The 19462-nt window shown below is 60.4% G+C and carries 18 protein-coding genes and 1 other annotated feature; of the genes, 12 read left to right on the top strand and 6 right to left on the bottom strand.

What is annotated here, in order from left to right:
* Nucleotides 1-111 precede the first annotated feature (111 nt).
* From GT753_RS00670 to GT753_RS00680, 3 genes are read left to right on the top strand one after another with little or no spacing between them, the layout of a single operon-like run.
* Nucleotides 112-825 (top strand): metal ABC transporter ATP-binding protein, encoded by a 714-nt coding sequence (locus GT753_RS00670; protein ID WP_049242873.1) that lies wholly within the window; start codon nucleotides 112-114, stop codon nucleotides 823-825.
* On the top strand, nucleotides 822-1679 hold the full coding sequence (locus tag GT753_RS00675) for a metal ABC transporter permease (RefSeq protein ID WP_015376858.1): 858 nt from the start codon (nucleotides 822-824) through the stop codon (nucleotides 1677-1679). Before GT753_RS00670 ends, GT753_RS00675 begins: the two co-directional genes overlap by 4 nt.
* A gap of 25 nt (nucleotides 1680-1704) precedes the next feature.
* A complete protein-coding gene (locus GT753_RS00680) occupies nucleotides 1705-2583 on the top strand; it encodes a metal ABC transporter substrate-binding protein (protein ID WP_160125149.1) in 879 nt (292 codons plus the stop codon).
* A gap of 106 nt (nucleotides 2584-2689) precedes the next feature.
* Here the strand turns inward: GT753_RS00680 and ykgO are convergent, their stop codons facing one another.
* The 4 genes from ykgO to sdeX all read right to left on the bottom strand — a co-directional run bounded on the left by ykgO (nucleotide 2690) and on the right by sdeX (nucleotide 7635).
* Complete coding sequence (gene ykgO / locus GT753_RS00685; protein WP_004940304.1) at nucleotides 2690-2830, bottom strand: type B 50S ribosomal protein L36; 141 nt, start codon at nucleotides 2828-2830, stop codon at nucleotides 2690-2692.
* A 12-nt stretch (nucleotides 2831-2842) separates the two neighbouring features.
* Nucleotides 2843-3097, bottom strand: a complete 255-nt coding sequence (locus GT753_RS00690) for a type B 50S ribosomal protein L31 (RefSeq protein WP_004940303.1) — start codon at nucleotides 3095-3097, stop codon at nucleotides 2843-2845.
* A 186-nt stretch (nucleotides 3098-3283) separates the two neighbouring features.
* On the bottom strand, nucleotides 3284-6430 hold the full coding sequence (gene sdeY, locus GT753_RS00695) for a multidrug efflux RND transporter permease subunit SdeY (RefSeq protein WP_015376860.1): 3147 nt from the start codon (nucleotides 6428-6430) through the stop codon (nucleotides 3284-3286).
* Between the two features lie 17 nt (nucleotides 6431-6447).
* Nucleotides 6448-7635 carry a multidrug efflux RND transporter periplasmic adaptor subunit SdeX gene (sdeX, locus tag GT753_RS00700; protein ID WP_015376861.1) on the bottom strand — a complete coding sequence of 396 codons (1188 nt, stop codon included), beginning with the start codon at nucleotides 7633-7635 and terminating at the stop codon, nucleotides 6448-6450.
* Nucleotides 7636-7777: 142 nt separating this feature from the next.
* Between sdeX and acrR the strand changes: the two genes are divergently transcribed.
* From acrR to mscK, 3 genes are all read left to right on the top strand, one after another.
* A complete protein-coding gene (acrR, locus tag GT753_RS00705; RefSeq protein WP_049810854.1) occupies nucleotides 7778-8461 on the top strand; it encodes a multidrug efflux transporter transcriptional repressor AcrR in 684 nt (227 codons plus the stop codon).
* 11 nt (nucleotides 8462-8472) lie between these two features.
* Nucleotides 8473-8826, top strand: coding sequence for a DsrE/DsrF/TusD sulfur relay family protein (locus GT753_RS00710; protein ID WP_004940282.1), 354 nt, complete (start codon nucleotides 8473-8475; stop codon nucleotides 8824-8826).
* Between the two features lie 101 nt (nucleotides 8827-8927).
* Nucleotides 8928-12320: a mechanosensitive channel MscK gene (gene mscK, locus GT753_RS00715; protein ID WP_160125150.1), complete on the top strand. Its 3393-nt coding sequence runs from the start codon at nucleotides 8928-8930 to the stop codon at nucleotides 12318-12320.
* Between the two features lie 31 nt (nucleotides 12321-12351).
* Here the strand turns inward: mscK and rsmS are convergent, their stop codons facing one another.
* Entirely contained in the window at nucleotides 12352-12531 is a 180-nt protein-coding gene (rsmS, locus tag GT753_RS00720; protein WP_016928837.1) for a pleiotropic regulatory protein RsmS, read from the bottom strand.
* Between the two features lie 106 nt (nucleotides 12532-12637).
* Nucleotides 12638-13174, bottom strand: coding sequence for a primosomal replication protein PriC (gene priC, locus GT753_RS00725; RefSeq protein WP_004940276.1), 537 nt, complete (start codon nucleotides 13172-13174; stop codon nucleotides 12638-12640).
* Nucleotides 13175-13308: 134 nt separating this feature from the next.
* On the opposite strand from priC, the gene GT753_RS00730 reads away from it, so the two are divergent.
* The 6 genes from GT753_RS00730 (at nucleotide 13309) to htpG (ending at nucleotide 19430) form a co-directional block, all read left to right on the top strand.
* On the top strand, nucleotides 13309-13689 hold the full coding sequence (locus GT753_RS00730) for a DUF454 family protein (RefSeq protein ID WP_004940275.1): 381 nt from the start codon (nucleotides 13309-13311) through the stop codon (nucleotides 13687-13689).
* A gap of 153 nt (nucleotides 13690-13842) precedes the next feature.
* Nucleotides 13843-14394: an adenine phosphoribosyltransferase gene (gene apt / locus GT753_RS00735; RefSeq protein WP_015376864.1), complete on the top strand. Its 552-nt coding sequence runs from the start codon at nucleotides 13843-13845 to the stop codon at nucleotides 14392-14394.
* Between the two features lie 92 nt (nucleotides 14395-14486).
* A complete protein-coding gene (dnaX, locus tag GT753_RS00740; RefSeq protein WP_160125151.1) occupies nucleotides 14487-16445 on the top strand; it encodes a DNA polymerase III subunit gamma/tau in 1959 nt (652 codons plus the stop codon).
* Nucleotides 15778-15842, top strand: a sequence feature (DnaX frameshifting element). It overlaps the preceding gene by 65 nt.
* Before the next feature lie 41 nt (nucleotides 16446-16486).
* On the top strand, nucleotides 16487-16816 hold the full coding sequence (locus GT753_RS00745; RefSeq protein WP_004940264.1) for a YbaB/EbfC family nucleoid-associated protein: 330 nt from the start codon (nucleotides 16487-16489) through the stop codon (nucleotides 16814-16816).
* Nucleotides 16816-17421 carry a recombination mediator RecR gene (gene recR, locus GT753_RS00750; protein WP_004940263.1) on the top strand — a complete coding sequence of 202 codons (606 nt, stop codon included), beginning with the start codon at nucleotides 16816-16818 and terminating at the stop codon, nucleotides 17419-17421. Before GT753_RS00745 ends, recR begins: the two co-directional genes overlap by 1 nt.
* 143 nt (nucleotides 17422-17564) lie before the next feature.
* On the top strand, nucleotides 17565-19430 hold the full coding sequence (gene htpG, locus GT753_RS00755) for a molecular chaperone HtpG (protein ID WP_004940262.1): 1866 nt from the start codon (nucleotides 17565-17567) through the stop codon (nucleotides 19428-19430).
* Nucleotides 19431-19462 lie beyond the last annotated feature (32 nt).

The raw sequence follows: 19462 nt of genomic DNA on the forward strand, positions 1-19462 counted from the left end.
CGCGCCGTCACTGAATTCGTTGTTCACCACCTCCGCCGCCGCGCGTTGTGCAGGGGCCGTTGTGCTGCTGGCTCTGCTGTGGCTCGGCATCTTTTGGGCGGTATCGCTGCCATGATCATCCTGCGTCAGCTGGTGCTAGGCTATGGCGCCACGCCGCTTTTTCCACCGCTGAGCGGGCAGTTTACCGCCGGCTCGTTAACCGCGGTGGTGGGCGTCAATGGGGCCGGAAAATCGACATTGCTGAAAACGCTCGCCGGTTTGTTGCCGCCGATGGGCGGCAGCCTGAATTTCAGCGGCGGAAAGCCGCCGCGCAGAGCTTACTTACCGCAGCAGGCGGAGCTGGATCGGCAGTTCCCGATCGCGGTAAGCGATCTGGTGGCGATGGGATGTTGGCCGCAAAGCGGCATGTTCGGCGGTATGAACAAGCATGCGGCGAGCCAGGTTAATGAGGCGCTGGCGAGCGTCGGCATGAGTGCGCTGGCGCACAGCCCGGTGGGCGAGCTCTCCGGCGGCCAGCTGCAGCGGGTGTTGTTTGCGCGCCTGCTGGTCCAACAGGCGCCGCTGATCCTGCTGGATGAACCTTTTACCGGCATCGACAGCGCCACCACGCAAATTTTGCTGCAGGTGATTGCGCAGCTGCACCGGCAGGGGAGAACGGTGATCGCCGTGCTGCACGATATGTCGATGGTTGCCGAGCATTTTCCGCAGGCGCTGTTGCTGACGCCGCAGGCTTGCCACTGGGGCGCGGCCGAGCGGGTGCTGGAGCAGGTGCCGAGGTATCACGCCGCCGAACGGCAGCCGGATCTGCGGGCGGTGGCGCCATGATGCTGTGGCATGCGCTTATCGATCCTTTCCTCTCTTTCGGTTTTATGCGCCGCGCGCTCATGGCGTGCCTGGCGTTGTCGCTCAGCGCCGCCCCGCTGGGCGTGTTTCTGCTGCTGCGCCGCATGAGTCTGGTAGGGGATGCATTGTCCCACGCGGTGTTGCCCGGCGCGGCGATCGGCTATCTGATGTCCGGCATGTCGCTGGTGGCGATGGGCGTGGGTGGCTTTATCGCCGGGCTGGCGGTAGCGATGCTGTCCGGCCTGGTGAGCCGCCGCACGCCGCTGAAAGAGGACGCCAGCTTCGCCGGATTCTATCTGGGCTCACTGGCGCTGGGGGTCACGCTGGTCTCGTTGCGTGGTTCCAGCGTGGATCTGCTGCACGTGTTGTTCGGTTCGATCCTGGCGGTGGATGCGCAGGCGATGCTGATGGTCGGTGCTATCGCCTCGGTTTCGCTGCTGGCGCTGGCGGCGCTGTACCGCGCGCTGGTTATCGAATCCTTCGACGTCACTTTCCTGCGCGTTAACGCGCCGCGCCGGTTGGCGCTGATCCACGGCCTGTTTTTGGCGCTGGTGGTGGTCAATCTGGTGGCGGGATTCCAGATCCTCGGCACCCTGATGTCGGTTGGGTTAATGATGTTGCCCGCCGCCAGCGCGCGCTTCTGGGCACGCAATCTGCCGCAGACGCTGGCGACGGCGATGGGCATCGGCGCGCTTTCCAGTCTGATTGGGCTGGTGTGGTCCTATCACGCTTCGCTTCCCGCCGGCCCGGCGATCGTGCTCAGCGCCAGCATCCTCTTTTTTGTCTCGATCCTGTTTGGAACGCGCGGAGGCATTTACGCCTTTGCGCGCCGTTGAGAAGTGCCATTTGCAAGGAGAAAATATGAAACGTTTACCTATATCGCTGGCGGTAGCTGCTCTGCTGGCCAGCCCATTGGCGATGGCGAAGACCGTCGACGCCGTCGCCAGCTTTTCCATTTTAGGGGATATCGTCAAGCAGGTGGGGGGCGATCACGTCAAGGTCAGCACGCTGGTGGGGCCGGATGGCGATCCGCACAGCTTCGAGCCTTCGCCGCAGGACGGCAAAAAGCTGGCGCAGGCCGATGTGGTGTTCGTCAGCGGCCTGGGGCTGGAAGGGTGGATCGATCGTCTGGTCGGGGCATCGGGCTATAAAGGGCAGGTGATCACCGCTTCACAGGGCATCAATACCCGCCAGATGGAGGAGGACGGCAAACCGATTACCGATCCCCATGCCTGGAACAGCATGAAAAACGGCGTGCAGTACGCCACCAATGTGATGAACGCCCTGATTGCCGCCGATCCCGAGGACGCCAACTATTTCCGCCAGCGCGGCGCGGAATACATTCAGCAGTTGCAAAAGCTGGACCTGTGGGCCAAAAACCAGTTCGCCGCAGTGCCGCCGCAGAAACGCAAGGTGCTGACCAGCCATGATGCCTTTGGCTACTTTGGACAAGAGTATGGCGTCACCTTCCTCGCCCCGGTCGGATTTTCCACCGAAGCGGAAGCCAGTGCCAGCGACGTGGCGAGCCTGATTAAGCAGATTAAACAGGAGAAGGTTAACGCTTACTTTATCGAAAACCAGACCGATCCGCGGCTGGTGAAGCAGATTGCCGCCGCCACCGGCGCCAAGGCGGGCGGCGAGCTGTACCCTGAAGCGCTCTCCCGCGTCGGTGGTCCGGCGGCCACCTATGAGCAGGCGTTCAAACACAATGTCGACACGTTGCTGAGCAGCATGAAGTAATCTCTGCCCCCGCCCGCGGGTGGGGGACAGCTTGCAGGCACTTTCTCGCCATAAAAAAAGCCCCGTTGAGCAGCAACGGGGCTTTGCGACAGATGACACTTGGGAGTTAACGCTTTTTCTTACGTCCCTGTACCGCTTTGAATCGCGGATTGCTTTTACAGATCACATAGATGCGGCCACGACGACGCACGACTTTGCAATCCGGATGGCGATTTTTCGCCGAACGCAATGAACTCAATACCTGCATGGGGTTTCCTTGTTACTTATTGCCGATAAAGCGGCCAAAGCGCTGCTGGAAGCGCGCCGTGCTGCCTTCTTTGGAATAGTCTTTCTGCTTACCGGTGTAATACGGATGCGAAGCGGAAGAGACGTCGAGGGTGACATACGGCCAGCTTTCGCCGTCCAGTTCGATAGTGCGATCGGTTTTGATGGTCGATCCCACTTTGAAGTAGGCATTGGCGCTGACGTCGTGGAACACCACGGTGCGATAATCGGGATGGATGCCGGGTTTCATAATGGCTCTCTCGTGTAATGTTATACTATAACAATAATTATGCGCCGACCTGGCATCATGATCAAGCGTAAATTGCACTCACGAGCGAATTAATGAGAACGGTTTGCATTAAGCAACTGAAGCAAAAGAAAAAGGCCGCATGCGCGGCCTTTTCGATTATCGGGTGGAGCTCACATCACTGAGCGATCAGTGGTGCTCTACCGGGTGGCTGTGTTCCAGGTCTTCGTTCTTCTTGCTGAAGCGGCGGCGAACCACCACGAAGAACACCGGTACGAAGAAGATCGCCAATACGGTCGCGGTGATCATCCCGCCCATTACGCCGGTACCTACCGCGTTCTGTGCGCCGGAGCCTGCGCCGCTGCTGATAACCAGCGGCAGAACCCCGAGGATGAAGGCCAGGGACGTCATCAGGATTGGACGCAGACGCATACGCACTGCTTCCAATGTCGCCTCGATCAGGCCTTTGCCTTCTTTTTCCATCAGGTCTTTGGCGAATTCCACGATCAGGATGGCGTTCTTCGCCGATAGACCAATGGTGGTCAGCAACCCTACCTGGAAGTACACGTCGTTGTTCATGCCGCGCATCGTCGCGGCCAACAACGCACCGATAACCCCCAGCGGCAATACCAGCATGACCGAGAACGGCACGGACCAGCTTTCATACAGCGCCGCCAGACACAGGAACACCACCAGAATCGAGATGGCGTACAGCGCCGGCGCCTGGTTGCCCGACAGACGTTCCTGATAGGACATGCCGGTCCAGTCGTAACCGATGCCGCTTGGCAGTTTGGACGCCAGTTGCTCCATCAGGTTCATCGCTTCACCGGTACTCTTGCCCGGTGCGGCCTGGCCCAGAATTTCCATCGACGGCAAGCCGTTATAGCGTTCCAGACGCGGTGAGCCGTATTCCCATTTCGCCGAAGAGAAGGCGGAGAATGGCACCATCTGGCCGCTGGTACCGCGCACGTACCACTTGTTGATGTCTTCCGGCAGCATGCGGAACGGCGCTTCGGCCTGTACGTACACCTTCTTCACACGACCGCGGTCGATGAAGTCGTTGACGTACGAGCCACCCAGCGCGGTGCTCAGCGTGCTGTTAATGGTGGTGATGCTGACGCCCAACGCCTTGGCTTTCTCCTGATCGACGATCAGTTTGAACTGCGGCGTATCTTCCAGGCCGTTCGGGCGCACGCCCACCAGCACATCCGGATGCTGAGCAACCATGCCCAACAGCTGGTTACGCGCTTCGGTCAGTTTTTCGTGCCCCAGGCCGCCCTGGTCAATCAGCTCGAAGTCGAAGCCGGTTGCGGTACCGAGTTCGATAATCGCCGGCAGGTTGAACGGGAACACCAGGCCTTCTTTAATCTGCGAGAAGGCGCCCATGGCGCGACCGGCGATCGCTTCTACCTTGTTCCCGGCCCCCGGCCGCTCGCCCCAGTCTTTCAGGCTGACGAATGCCAGGCCGTTGTTCTGGCCGTTACCGTTGAAGCCGAAGCCCGCGACGGTAAACACCGAAACCACGTTGTCCTTTTCCTTGTTCAGGAAGTAGTCAGAGACTTCTTCCAGCACTTTGTTGGTGCGGGACTCGGTGGCGCCGGCAGGCAACTGCACCATGGTCAACAGGATGCCCTGATCTTCGTCCGGCAGGAACGAGGAAGGCAGGCGCAGGAACAGCAGGCCCATGCCAACCACGATCAGCAGGTAGATGATCAGATAGCGGCCGGTGCTGCGCAGGATGTTGCCCACGCTGTCGGTATAGTGATGCGTGCTTTTCTCGAACATGCGGTTAAACCAGCCGAAGAAGCCTGTTTTAACCCCGTGATCGCCTTTCGGGATCGGTTTGAGCATGGTGGCGCACAGCGCCGGCGTCAGGATCAAGGCCACCAGCACCGACAGCGCCATCGCGGACACGATGGTGATCGAGAACTGGCGATAGATGGCGCCGGTTGAGCCGCCAAAGAACGCCATCGGCACGAATACCGCTGACAGCACCATGGCGATGCCCACCAGCGCGCCCTGGATCTGGCCCATCGATTTACGGGTGGCTTCTTTCGGCGGCAGCCCCTCTTCGGACATGACGCGCTCGACGTTTTCCACCACCACGATGGCGTCATCTACCAGCAGGCCGATCGCCAACACCATGCCGAACATCGTCAGGGTGTTTATCGAGAAGCCGAACGCCGCGAGTATCGCAAAGGTCCCCAACAGTACTACCGGCACCGCGATGGTTGGGATCAGCGTCGCGCGGAAGTTCTGCAGGAACAGATACATCACCAGGAACACCAGGATGATGGCTTCGATCAGCGTTTTCACCACTTCGTTGATGGAGATTTTAACGAACGGGGTGGTGTCGTACGGATAAACCACTTTCATCCCTTGCGGGAAGAATGGCGCCATCTTGGCCAGCTCGTCTTTCACACCTTTGGCGGTGTTCAAGGCGTTGGCGCCGGTTGCCAGTTTGATACCCAGGCCGGCGGCAGGCTTGCCGTTATAACGTGCGGTAACGGCATAACTTTCCGCGCCGCGCTCGATGTGAGCGACGTCGCGCAGGCGCACCTGGGAACCGTCGGTATTCACCTTCAGCAGGATCTTGCCGAACTCTTCCGGCGAAGTCAGACGGGTCTGCGCGATGATCGAGGCGTTCAACTGCTGCCCCGGCACCGGCGGCAGGCCGCCCAGCTGGCCAGCGGCGATCTGGTTGTTCTGCTCGGTGATGGCGGAGGTCACGTCCGTGGTCGTCAGCTGGTAGTTGTTCAGCTTGTTCGGATCCAGCCAGATACGCATCGCGTACTGGGCACCGAACAGCTGCACTTCACCCACGCCGGACGAACGGCTGATCGGATCCTTGATGTTGGACGCCACGTAGTCCGCAATATCGTCCTGCGTCATGTTCGGATCGTCGGAAACGAAGCCGGCCACCATCAGGAAGCTGCTGCTGGATTTTTCTACTTTCAGGCCCTGTTGCTGAACTTCTTGCGGCAGCAGCGGGGTGGCCAACGACAGTTTGTTCTGAACCTGAACCTGCGCGATGTCAGGATCGGTGCCGGATTCAAACGTCAGGGTAATGGTGACGCTACCAGAGGAATCACTGGTGGAGGACATGTACATCAGGTTATCGATACCGTTCATGTTCTGTTCGATAATCTGTGTGACGGTATCCTGCACCGTTTTGGCATCTGCGCCCGGGTAGTTGGCGGAAATACTCACCGCCGGCGGTGCAATAGTGGGATACTGCGCGATGGGCAGTTTCATTATTGCAAGCACCCCCGCCAACATGACGATGATGGCGATTACCCAGGCGAAAATTGGGCGGTCTATAAAGAACTTAGCCATGTATTACAGGCTCCTTTTTATGACTTCTGCGCTTCAGACTGCGGCTGTTTTTGCGCCTGAGTGTCAACTTCCTGCACTTTTACCTGCGCGCCCGGATGCACTTTCATCAGGCCGGAGACGATCACGCGATCGCCGGCTTTCAGGCCATCGGTAACCAGCCATTTGTCGCCAATCGCCTGGTCCGCCTTCAGCGTGCGCAGCTCAACTTTGTTGTCTGCCCCTACCACCAACGCCGTCGCGTCGCCGCGCGGGTTGCGGGTGACGCCCTGTTGAGGCACCAGCAACGCATCGCTGCGTACGCCTTCGTCCAGACGGGCGCGCACGAACATGCCAGGCAACAGCGTATCGTTCGGGTTAGGGAACAGGGCGCGAATGGTAATGGAGCCGGTGGTCTCATCGACGGTGACGTCAGAGAATTCCAGCGTGCCTTCCTGCGCATATTCGGTGCCGTTTTCCAGCATCAGTTTCACCTTGGCCTTGCCGTTTTCCTGCTTCAGCGCGCCGCTGGCCAGTTCTTGCTTCAGGCGCAGGAAGTCGGTGCTCGACTGGGTGACGTCGACATACATCGGATCCAGCTGCTGCACGGTGGACAGGGCGGTCGCCTGGCCGTTGCTGACCAGCGCGCCTTCGGTCACGGCAGATTTGCCGATGCGGCCGGAGATCGGGGAGGTCACTTTGGTGTACGCCAGATTAATGCGCGCGGTTTCCACGGCGGCCTTGGCGGCCACCACGGCGGCATCCGCTTGCTGCAGTGTGGAGACGGCGTTGTCGTAGTCCTGCTTACTGATATAGCTGGTACCCAGCAATGGCTTGTAGCGGTTTACCGTCACGCGTGCGATGGAAGCGCTGGCCTGTGCTTTGGCCAAATCGCCTTTCGCGCTGTCGTAGCTGGCTTGATAGGTTGCGGGATCGATTTGGTACAGAGACGTCCCGGCCTTGATATCGCTGCCTTCGACGAAGTTGCGCTTCAGGATGATGCCACTGACCTGAGGGCGAACTTCGGCGATACGATACGCAGCGGTGCGGCCAGGAAGATCGGTAGTGATGTTGAGAGGCTCGGCCTTCAAGGTGACTACGCCCACTTCAGGTGCCTGTTGTTGGGCACCTTGCTGTTGGGTTTCTTTATCGTTACATCCTGTTAGCACTAAGCTGCCTGAAAGCATCAGAACGGCCGCCAGAGGCGTTAACCCTCTGTTTTTGTTCATAGAAAAACCTCAAGTGTCCGATTTCAAAATGATCAATGGATCACAAGCTTTAAAACCCATTGCTGCGTTAATTATATGTGCGTGCTATGGTACATACATTCGCGAATGTATGTAAATCACACTCCCCCTAAATAACAATGCCATGGCACGAAAAACCAAACAGCAGGCGCAAGAAACCCGACAGCAAATCCTCGATGCTGCGGTGAGAGAGTTCTCTGAACGTGGCGTTGCTGCAACGTCACTGACAGATATTGCCACCGCTGCTGGGGTTACGCGTGGAGCCATTTACTGGCACTTCAAGAATAAGGTAGACCTGTTTAATGAAGTTTGGGAATCTACCGAGCCGAAAATTGACCAGCTCGAAACAGAGTATCAGGCAAAGTTTCCCGATAATCCACTGCGGGTTATCCGGGAAATTCTGATTTACGTTCTGACGTCTACGGTTGAAGACGGCCGCAGGCGGGCGTTGATGGAAATTATATTCCACAAATGCGAGTTTGTCGGTGAAATGATGCCGCTGCTGGATTCGCGCAAGGTGCTGTACCTCGCCGGTTACGAACGCATCGAAGCGGTGCTGTACAACTGCATTCACCACGGGCAATTGCCGGCCGATCTGCACACTCGTCGCGCGGCGATCATCCTGCGCGGTTATATCACCGGCCTGCTGGAAAACTGGCTGTTTATGCCGGAAAGTTTCGATTTGCGGGCCGAAGCCGAAGCGCTGGTGGATGCGTTTTTGGAGATGCTGCAGTTTTGCCCCACCTTGCGCCTCAGATCCGATATGCCGACGGCAGCACCGCCCAACGCCGGCTCCCTGCCTTTATAAGGAGAGATTTCATGTCATCAGTCGTTCTCATCGCCAATGGCGCCGCCTATGGCCACGAATCCTTGTTCAATGCGCTGCGGTTGGCCATCGCCATGAAAGAGCAGCAGAGCAGTCTCGATCTGCGGCTGTTTCTGATGTCCGATGCGGTGGTGGCCGGGTTGGCCGGGCAGCAGCCGCACGAGGGGTACCACCTGCAGCAGATGCTGGAAATCCTCACCGCGCAGCAGGTGCCGGTCAAGCTGTGCAAGACCTGCGCCGACGCGCGCGGCGTCAGCCGCTTGCCGCTGGCGGACGGCGTGGCGATCGGCACGCTGGTCGAGCTGGCGCAGTGGACGCTGGCGGCGGAGAAAGTGCTGACTTTCTGATTTCGCGACAATGGGACATCACCGGCAACGCTTTTGTTGTTCGTTGCCTGCCGGCTGTCGTGATAATCTTCAGGCTTCTTAACCGATTCCGAAGCTAAATCATGCATCGCTGGTTGACTCTGCCCTCTCTGGCGCCGCGCTCGTTTGTCGGCGCATGCCGACGGCGCATCGCCGCCGCGACACTTCTTTTCCTGATTTGCGCGCTGAGCTTGCCGACACAGGCGGCGCTGAACGGCGATCTGCCGCAGCGCAGCGAAGTGCAAAGCCAGCTGGAAACGCTGAACAAGCAAAAAGCCCTGACGCCGGTCGAAAAGCTGTCCCAACAGGATTTAACCCGCACGCTGGAGCTGCTGGACGCCCTCGAGCGCAACCGGCAAGACGCCGCGCAGCTTAAACAGCAGGTGCAGCAGGCGCCGGCGAAGCTCAATCAGGTCACTGCCGAACTGGATGCGCTGAAGCAGCCGGTGGACAATGCGGCGGCGCGCGCTGCGCTGTTGCCGTTGTCGCTGCGCCAGTTGGAAAGCCGGCTGTATCAAACGCTCGACGAGCTGCAAAGCGCGCAGGAGAGCCTCTCCACCTACAACAGCCAACTGGTGTCGCTGCAAACCCAGCCCGAGCGGGTACAAAGCACCATGTACGCCGCCTCGCAGCGCCTGCAGGAGATCCGCAGCCAGCTCAGCGGCCAGACGCCGGGGCAAGATTCGCTGCGCAACAGTCAACAGGTGATGCTGAGCACCGAGCAGGCGCTGCTCAATGCGCAGCTGGAGCTGCAGCGCAAGAGCCTGGAAGCCAATACCACGCTGCAGGATCTGCTGCAAAAGCAGCGCGACTACACCACGGCGCATATCGACGCGCTGGATAAGTCAGTGCAGTTGCTGCAGGAGATCGTCAACAGCAAGCGGTTGACGCTGTCTGAAAAGACCGCCAAAGAGGCGCAGAACCCGGAAGACGCCACCGATATCCAGCACGATCAGCTGGTCAGCAAGCAGCTGGACGTCAACCGCCAGCTGAGCCAGCGGCTGATTGCCGCCACCGAAGAGAGCAACACCCTGTTCCAGCAGAATATTCGGGTCAAAAACTGGCTCGATCGCGGGCTGCAGGCGGAGCGTAACCTGAAAGAGCAGATCCAGGTGCTGAAGGGCAGCCTGGTGCTGTCGCGCATCCTGTATCAGCAGCAGCAGAGCCTGCCGCAGGGCACGCTGTTGGCGGATATGGACACGCGCATCGCCGATTTGCGGCTGGAGCAGTTCGATATCAATCAGCAACGCGACGATCTGTTCAAGGGGGAGGATTACATCAACCAGCTGGTGGCCGAAAGCAAGGAAAAGGCCGGCCCGGAAGTGATCGACGCGTTGAACGAGATCGTCGACATGCGCCGCGAGCTGTTGGATCAGCTGAACAAACAGCTCAGCAACCAGCTGTCGCTGTCGATCAACCTGCAGATCAATCAGCAGCAGCTGACCAGCGTCTACGGTTCGTTGCAGGATACGCTGACCCAGCAGATCTTCTGGGTCAACAGCAACAAGCCGGTCGATCTGGCGTGGCTGAAGGCGATGCCGGAGGCGGTGCGCGATCAGCTTGCCGGGCTAGATATCAAATTCGACGGCGGCAAGCTGGTGCAGGGCGGGTTGAATGCGCTGGTGTTCCTGATCCCGATGCTGTTGGCGATCGGGGTATTGCGCTGGCGCTACCGGCTGATCGACGGCCATTTACAAAAGCTGGCCAGCGATGTGGGGCAACTGAAGCGCGACGGCCAACTGCACACGCCGAAGGCTATCGCGCTGACCTTGCTGAAGGTATTGCCCGGCGCCGCGCTGCTGCTCGGCGTCGGTTTCTGGATGTATCGCGCCGATTTCGGCATCAGCGACTTTATCTGGGCATTGTCGCAGCAGCTGGCGCTGTCGTGGCTGGTGTTCGGCTTCAGCTATCGCATGCTGAAACCGGGCGGCATTGCCGAGCGGCATTTCAACTTCGGCGCTAATCTGTGCGCGCATTACCGCCGGCAGACGCTGCGGCTGGGATTGGCGCTGCAGCCGCTGATCTTCTGGTCGGTATTGGGCGAAAAAGCGCCGCTGCGCCTGGTGGAAGACGTTATCGGCCAGATCGTGGTGATGCTGACGCTGGCGCTGCTCACGGTGCTGGTGTTCCCGCTGTGCCGCGACAGCTGGCGTGAAAAGGGCTCGCACGCCGTGCGGCTGGTGGTGGTCACCGCGCTGGCCGCCACGCCGCTGATCCTGCTGGGGCTGATGTTCGCCGGCTACTTCTATACCACGCTGCGGCTGGCCAGCCGCTGGATAGACAGCCTGTATCTGTTTTTCCTGTGGAATATCGTATACCTGACCGCGCTGCGCGGCCTGAGCGTGGCGGCGCGGCGTCTGGCCTACCGGCGCGCGTTGGCGCGGCGGCAAAACGTGGCGAAAGAAGGAGCCGAAGGCGGTGAACCGGTGGTGGAAGAGCCGCCGCTGGCGCTCGATCAGATCAACCAGCAGTCGCTGCGCCTGACCACCCTGGTGCTGTTCGCCATCTTCGCCAGCGCCTTCTATGCCATTTGGTCGGATCTGGTGACGGTCATCGCTTATCTGGACAGCATCACGCTGTGGCATTACACCAGTACCGTGGCGGGCAGCAGCGTGTCGCAGGCGGTGACGCTGGGCAACATGATGGTGGCGATCGCCGCAGTGATCGTCGCCTACGTGCTCACCCGCAACTTGCCTGGTCTGCTGGAGGTGGTGGTGCTGTCGCGGCTGCAGCTGCGGCAGGGGGCGTCTTACGCCATCACCACCGTGCTCACTTACCTGATTACCGCCGTGGGCGCCGTGGTTGCGCTGGGATCGCTCGGCGTCTCCTGGGACAAACTGCAATGGCTGGCCGCCGGTCTGACGGTCGGGCTGGGCTTCGGGTTGCAGGAGATCTTCGCCAACTTCGTCTCCGGCCTGATCATTCTGTTCGAACGCCCGATCCGCATCGGCGATACCATCACCATCGGCACCTTCTCCGGTTCGGTCAGCAAGATCCGCATTCGCGCCACCACCATTACCGACTTCGATCGCAAAGAGGTGATCATTCCGAACAAGGCGTTCGTCACCGAACGGCTGATTAACTGGTCGCTGTCCGACACCATCACTCGCGTGCTGATCAAGGTCGGCGTGGCCTACGGCTCCGATCTCGACAAGGTGAAAAAGGTGCTGCTGCAGGCGGCGCACGACAACCCGCGGGTCATGACCGATCCCGAACCGCAGGTGTTCTTCCTCAACTTCGGTGCCAGCACGCTGGATCACGAACTGCGGCTCTATGTGCGCGAACTGCGCGATCGCAGCTACACGGTGGACGAACTGAATCGCTCAATCGACCGCCTGTGCCGGGAAAACGGCATCGACATTGCCTTCAATCAGCTGGAGGTGTATCTGCATAACCAGCAGGGCAATGAAGTGCAGGAAGTGAAAAGAACGCTGTCGCCGGACGACGGCGACCAGACGGCGGCGGATAAGCAATGAAAGGCGGAAGGGACAGCGGCGCTGTCCCCGATTACTGTCCGGCGGGCAGATAGGGCGAGGTGACGCCGGCGCGCTGCAGCTTTTCCTGATAATCCCGTTTGACGATATCCAGCGCCGCCAGTGCGGTGGCCGGATCGATCTCGTTGCATTCCAGCAGGTAAATCAAGTCTACCGCCAGCTGCAGTTCGGGTGAGGCGTTTTCCAGAGACATAGCACCTGCGCTTATTAATTAATGGGATGAATAACTCGCATACCGGCAGAGTATAGTGAACCCGGCGCGCAACCGGGAATAATCATTAAAATATTGTGATAAATCTTCAAAAACCGTTTTCTTTGCGCTCGATATTGCGCTCGATGCGCGCCAACGCCTGACGACAGCGCATCAGCCGCCCCTCCAGCGCCGCCAGCTCGTGCTGCAGTTTTTGCTGCGCCGCCAGCGTGGTTTGGCGGCCGAGCAGGCTTTCCCGATCCTGAATCATGGCGATCAGCCGGCGTTCGTAGTCCTGATGTTCGGCCAGCTTGTGGTACAGATCGGCCTCGGGGGCTTCTTTCGGCTGGTTCTTGCGCCGCAGCGCCTGGGTCGCCAGCTCGCGCTGCAGGGCGGCGATCTGAGCCACCAGTTTTTCGGCCAGAAAGGCCACCTGGCTGGTGCGGTTGTCGTTGGCGGCGCTTTGCAGCTGGGCGAAATTCTTCTCCACCTCGGCCAGGTAGTCGCGCAGCCGCGTGCCGCGATTGGCGAACAGGGCGGCGTCGAAGCGCGCCTGCGGGATCGGAACGTCGCCGCGCGGGGTCACTTCGGCCGCCAGCGCCGCGATCTGCTGTGCCAACACCTGTAATAGACGCTGAGTGCTCACATAAGCTCCCTCTTGATTTCAACAGGCGTAAGCTTGCCCGCGATGCTGCTGTGAAACAAGCGCCGCATGCATATTCCGCCGGCGCGGCGCCGATGCTACAGTAAGCCGCAACCGATTGAGGAGCGAAGAGCCGCATGACGCGTGGGTTATTGATCATTTTGGGCTGGCTGGCGGTGGTGCTGGCGACGTTGGGCGTGGTGCTGCCGCTGCTGCCGACCACGCCGTTCCTGCTGTTGGCCGCCTGGTGTTTCGCCCGCTCTTCGCCGCGCTTTCATCACTGGCTGCTGCACCGTTCCTGGTTCGGCCCTTACCTGCGCCACTGGCAGCAGCATCGCGCGCTGCCGCCGGGGGCGAAGTGGAAGGCGGTGCTGGTGATCGTGCTGACCTTCGCCTGTTCGCTGTGGCTGGTGAAAATCTGGTGGGTGCGCGGGCTGTTGCTGCTGATGCTGGCCATTTTGCTGACCTTTATGCTGCGTCTGCCGGTTATTGACCTGCCGCAACAAAAACAGCGCTGATTGTGCGCCGCTGGTTGCATTTGTCCGCCAGTTTGCATAGATTTGGGCGTTTTCGTGCGCGGATCGCCTGCCATTTCTTCTCCGGTGTGTTTCTCCCGGGGGCGGCGGGTGAGCGGCGCGCCGGTTTTCAGGCAGTTTTATCAGGCAACAATTATGACCGCTACTGCGCAGCAGCTTCAGTTTATTAAAGACAGTATCAAAACCATCCCGGATTATCCGAAGCCGGGCATCCTGTTCCGCGACGTGACCAGCCTGCTGGAAAACCCGTTGGCCTATGCCGCCAGCATCGAGCTGCTGGTTGAGCGCTATCGCGAAGCGGGCGTGACCAAGGTGGTGGGTACCGAAGCGCGTGGTTTCCTGTTCGGCGCGCCCGTCGCGCTGGCGCTGGGCGTCGGTTTCGTGCCGGTGCGCAAACCGGGCAAACTGCCGCGCGCCACGCTCAGCGAAAGCTATGAGCTGGAGTACGGCACCGACAAGCTGGAGATCCACACCGATGCCATCACCGCGGGTGACAAAGTGCTGGTGGTGGACGATCTGCTGGCGACCGGCGGCACCATCGAAGCGACCACCAAACTGATCCGCCGTCTGGGCGGTGAAGTGAACGACGCCGCGTTCATCATCAACCTGCCGGATCTGGGCGGGGAAGCGCGTCTGAACAAGCTGGGCATCGATTGCTACTGCCTGGTGGACTTCGCCGGCCATTGATGCGGCATTGCCCCTTGGGCACAACGGCCTCGCGGATCGCCGCGGGGCTGTGTTAGCATGACCCTCCAGATTCCTCGACTTCTCCGGTATTAATGAGCTATCAGGTTCTCGCCCGTAAGTGGCGCCCTCAAACGTTCGCAGACGTGGTCGGCCAGGAACATGTCCTGACCGCGCTGGCCAACGGCCTCTCACTGGGGCGGATCCATCACGCCTATCTGTTCTCGGGCACGCGCGGCGTGGGAAAAACCACCATCGCCCGCTTGCTGGCCAAAGGCCTGAACTGTGAAACCGGCATCACCGCCACGCCGTGCGGCCAATGCGACAACTGCCGCGAGATCGAGCAGGGGCGCTTTGTCGATCTGATCGAGATCGACGCCGCTTCCCGAACCAAGGTGGAAGATACCCGCGATCTGCTGGACAACGTCCAGTACGCGCCGGCGCGCGGCCGCTTCAAGGTCTATCTGATCGATGAAGTGCACATGCTCTCGCGCCACAGCTTCAACGCCTTGCTGAAGACGCTGGAGGAGCCGCCAGCGCACGTCAAATTCCTGTTGGCCACCACCGATCCGCAAAAATTGCCGGTGACTATTCTTTCCCGCTGCCTGCAGTTTCACCTCAAAGCGCTGGACGTCGATCAGATCCGTCAGCAGCTGGAAACGGTGCTGACGGCGGAACAGATCACCAGCGACGCCCGCGCGCTGCAGCTGCTGGCGCGCGCCGCCGATGGCAGCATGCGCGACGCGCTGAGCCTGACCGATCAGGCGATCGCCATGGGGCAGGGGCAGGTGACCGCCGCCACCGTCAGCCAGATGCTCGGCACGCTCGATGACGAGCAGCCGCTGGCGATCCTCGAAGCGCTGGTCAGCGCCGACGGCGAAAAGGTGATGGCGCAGGTCGCGCAGGCCGCTTCGCGCGGCGTGGACTGGGAAAACTTGCTGGTGGAGACGCTGGCGCTGCTGCATCGCATTGCGATGGTGCAGCTGTTGCCTTCGATGCTCGACAACCAATACGCCGCCGTGGAGCAACGGCTGCGCGAGCTGGCGCGCACCCTGCCGCCGGCCGATGTGCAACTTTACTACCAGACGCTGTTGGTGGGCCGCAAAGAGCTGGCCTATGCGCCGGATCGCCGCATGGGGGTTGAGATGACCCTACTGCGCGCGCTGGCGTTTCACCCGAAAGCGGTGATCCCGGAGCCGGTGGCGTTGGTGCAGACCGCGCCGGCGCCGATGGCGCAGCCGCAGGCCGCCGCATCGCCACAGCCGCCGCAGTTTCAGGACGCGCCGCCGCCGCTAGGGCAGCCGGCCGCGCCGCAGCGACAATCATCGGCCCCTTTACCGGATGCCACCGCCCAGCTGTTGAAAGCGCGGTCCCAGCTGCAACGACAGCAGGGAGCATCCACACCAAAAAAGAATGAGCCGGCGGCGCCAGGAATAGCGCGGCCGGCAAACTCGGCGCTGGGGCGTTTGGCTTCGGTGACCGAGCGCAGCCAGCAGCGCCTGGCGGAGAAGAAGGTGCCGGAAAAACCGGCGAAACCGGAAGCCTATCGCTGGCGCGCGCAAACCGAGCCGGAAGCGGCGCCGGAACCGCTGGCGACGCCGAAAGCGCTGCGCACGGCGTTGGAACATGAGAAAACGCCGGAGCTGGCCGCCAAGCTGGTGGTGGAGTCGCTGGAGCGCGACGCCTGGGCGGCGGAAATCGATAAGCTGAAGATCCCGAAACTGGTGCAGCAGCTGGCGTTGAACGCCTTCAAGCAGCAGCCGGAGCCGGGCAAAATTAACCTCCATCTGCGGTCTTCGCAGCGCCATCTGAATTCGCCTTCGGCGCAGAAGACGCTGGCCGACGCGCTCGGTGAGCTGTACGGCGGCCCGATTGAGCTGACCGTGGTGGAGGACGATAATCCGGCGGGGCGCACCCCGCTGGAGTGGCGACAAGCCATCTATGAGGAAAAGCTGGCGCAGGCGCGCCAGTCCATCGAAGCGGATACCAACATTCAGACGCTGCGCCGATTCTTCGACGCGGATCTGGATGAAGAGAGTATTCGCCCCCTTTAAACGCCGCGCGAGGTGCGCGGCCCTAGCGACGAGAGACGACTATGTTTGGTAAAGGCGGTCTGGGCAACCTGATGAAGCAAGCCCAGCAAATGCAAGAAAAAATGCAGCAGATGCAGGAAGAAGTCGCCAAATTGGAAGTGACCGGCGAATCCGGCGCGGGCCTGGTGAAAGTCACCATCAACGGCGCGCACAACTGCCGCCGCGTGGAGATCGATCCTAGCCTGATGGAAGACGACAAAGAGATGCTGGAAGATCTGATCGCCGCGGCGTTTAACGACGCCGCGCGCCGCATCGAAGAGACTCAGAAAGAGAAAATGGCTTCCGTCTCCAGCGGCATGCAGTTGCCGCCTGGCTTCAAGATGCCGTTCTGATGCAAACCAGCCCGCTCCTTGAATCCCTGATGGAGGCGTTGCGCTGCCTGCCGGGCGTCGGCCCGAAATCGGCGCAGCGCATGGCGTTTCAACTGCTGCAGCGCGATCGCAGCGGCGGCATGCGCCTGGCGCAGGCGTTGACGCGCGCGATGTCGGAGATCGGCCACTGCGCCGACTGCCGCACCTTCACCGAGCAGGACGTCTGCACCATCTGCGCCAATCCGCGCCGCCAGCAAAACGGCCAGATTTGCGTGGTGGAAAGCCCGGCGGATATCCACGCCATCGAGCAGACTGGCCAGTTCGCCGGGCGCTACTTTGTGCTGATGGGGCATCTGTCGCCGCTGGACGGCATCGGGCCGGGCGATATCGGTCTGGATCGCCTGGAGCAACGGCTGGAAAAGGAAAGCATCACCGAAGTGATCCTCGCCACCAACCCGACGGTGGAAGGGGAGGCGACCGCCAACTACATCGCCGAGATGTGCGGCCAGTATGGCGTGCTCGCCAGCCGCATCGCCCACGGCGTGCCGGTGGGCGGCGAGCTGGAGATGGTCGATGGCACCACGCTGTCGCATTCGCTGGCCGGGCGCCACGCCATCAAGTTCTGATGTTTTCCCGGATGGGGCCGCCCGGCCCCATTGTTTTTTGCCAAAAAAATCCCACCGTCCGCTTGAAAAACAACACCCTGACCCTCATCTGATCCTCATTGTTCGATTTTGGTAGCCATTGTCTTTTGAGGTAATCAATGAGTATGAAAGGTCAAGAAACCCGCGGGTTCCAGTCTGAAGTAAAACAGCTGCTTCATTTGATGATCCATTCGCTGTACTCCAACAAAGAAATTTTCCTGCGCGAGCTGATTTCCAACGCCTCTGACGCCGCCGACAAGCTGCGCTTCCGCGCCCTGTCCGCGCCAGAGCTCTACGCCGGCGACGGCGAGCTGCGCGTACGTTTGTCCTTCGATAAAGAGCAGCGCACCCTGACCATCGCCGACAACGGCATCGGCATGCGCCGCGAAGAAGTGATTGAAAACCTTGGCACCATCGCCAAGTCAGGCACTAAAGCATTCCTGGAATCCATCGGTTCCGATCAGGCGAAAGACAGCCAACTGATCGGCCAGTTCGGCGTCGGTTTCTACTCGGCGTTCATCGTGGCGGACAAAGTGACCGTGCGCACCCGCGCCGCCGGCGCCGCCGATGACGAAGGCGTGTTCTGGGAGTCCGCCGGCGAAGGCGACTACACCATCGCCGACATCACCAAAGAGACCCGCGGCACCGAAATCACCCTGCATCTGCGCGAAGGCGAAGATGAGTACCTCGACGCCTGGCGCCTGCGCTCGGTGATCGGCAAATATTCCGATCACATCGCTTTGCCGGTGGAGATCGAAAGCAAGAACGAAGAAGACGATACCGTCACCTGGGAGAAGATCAACAAGGCGCAGGCCCTGTGGACTCGCAGCAAGGCTGACGTGACCGACGAAGAGTACAAAGAGTTCTACAAACACATCGCCCACGACTTCACCGATCCGCTGAGCTGGAGCCACAACCGGGTGGAGGGCAAGCAGGAATACACCAGCCTGCTGTACATCCCGGCGCAGGCGCCGTGGGACATGTGGAACCGCGATCACAAGCATGGCCTGAAGCTGTATGTGCAGCGCGTGTTCATCATGGACGACGCCGAGCAGTTCATGCCGAACTACCTGCGCTTCGTGCGCGGCCTGATCGATTCCAACGATCTGCCGCTGAACGTGTCGCGCGAGATCCTGCAAGACAGCCGCGTGACGCAAAACCTGCGCGGCGCGCTGACCAAGCGCGTGTTGCAGATGCTGGATAAGCTGGCCAAAGACGACGCCGAAGGCTACCAGAAATTCTGGCAACAGTTCGGTCTGGTGCTGAAAGAGGGCCCGGCGGAAGACAACGGTAACCAGGAAGCGATCGCCAAACTGCTGCGCTTCGCCTCTACCCACGGTGACAGCTCGGCGCAGACCGTATCGCTGGAAGAATACGTCGGCCGGATGGCGGAAGGGCAGGAGAAGATTTACTACATCACCGCCGACAGCTACGCCGCGGCCAAGAGCAGCCCGCACTTGGAGCTGTTCCGCAAGAAAGGCATCGAAGTGCTGCTGCTGTCCGATCGCATCGACGAGTGGATGATGAGCTACCTGACCGAGTTCGACGGCAAGCCGTTCCAGTCGGTCAGCAAGGCGGATGAAGCGCTGGATAAACTGGCGGATGAAACCGAAGAGCAGAAGGCCGCCGAGAAGCAACTGGAACCGTTCATCGAACGCGTGAAAACCCTGCTGGGCGATCGCGTGAAGGATGTGCGCCTGACGCACCGCCTGACCGATACGCCGGCGATCGTGGTAACCGACGCCGACGAAATGAGCACTCAGATGGCCAAGCTGTTCGCCGCCGCCGGTCAGCAGGCGCCGGAAGTGAAGTACATTTTCGAGCTTAATCCGGAACATGCTCTGGTCAAACGCGCATCCGACGTGGGCGATAACGAACATTTCGCCGAATGGATCGACCTGTTATTGGATCAGGCGCTGCTGGCTGAACGCGGCACGCTGGAGGATCCGAACCTGTTCATCCGCCGCATGAACAAGTTGCTGTCCGCCTAAAGTTGAAGATATGCGCCCTTAACGGCACCGTT

The sequence above is a fragment of the Serratia sp. Z4 genome, from assembly GCF_009900725.1.
GTDB classification, from domain to species: domain Bacteria; phylum Pseudomonadota; class Gammaproteobacteria; order Enterobacterales; family Enterobacteriaceae; genus Serratia; species Serratia nematodiphila.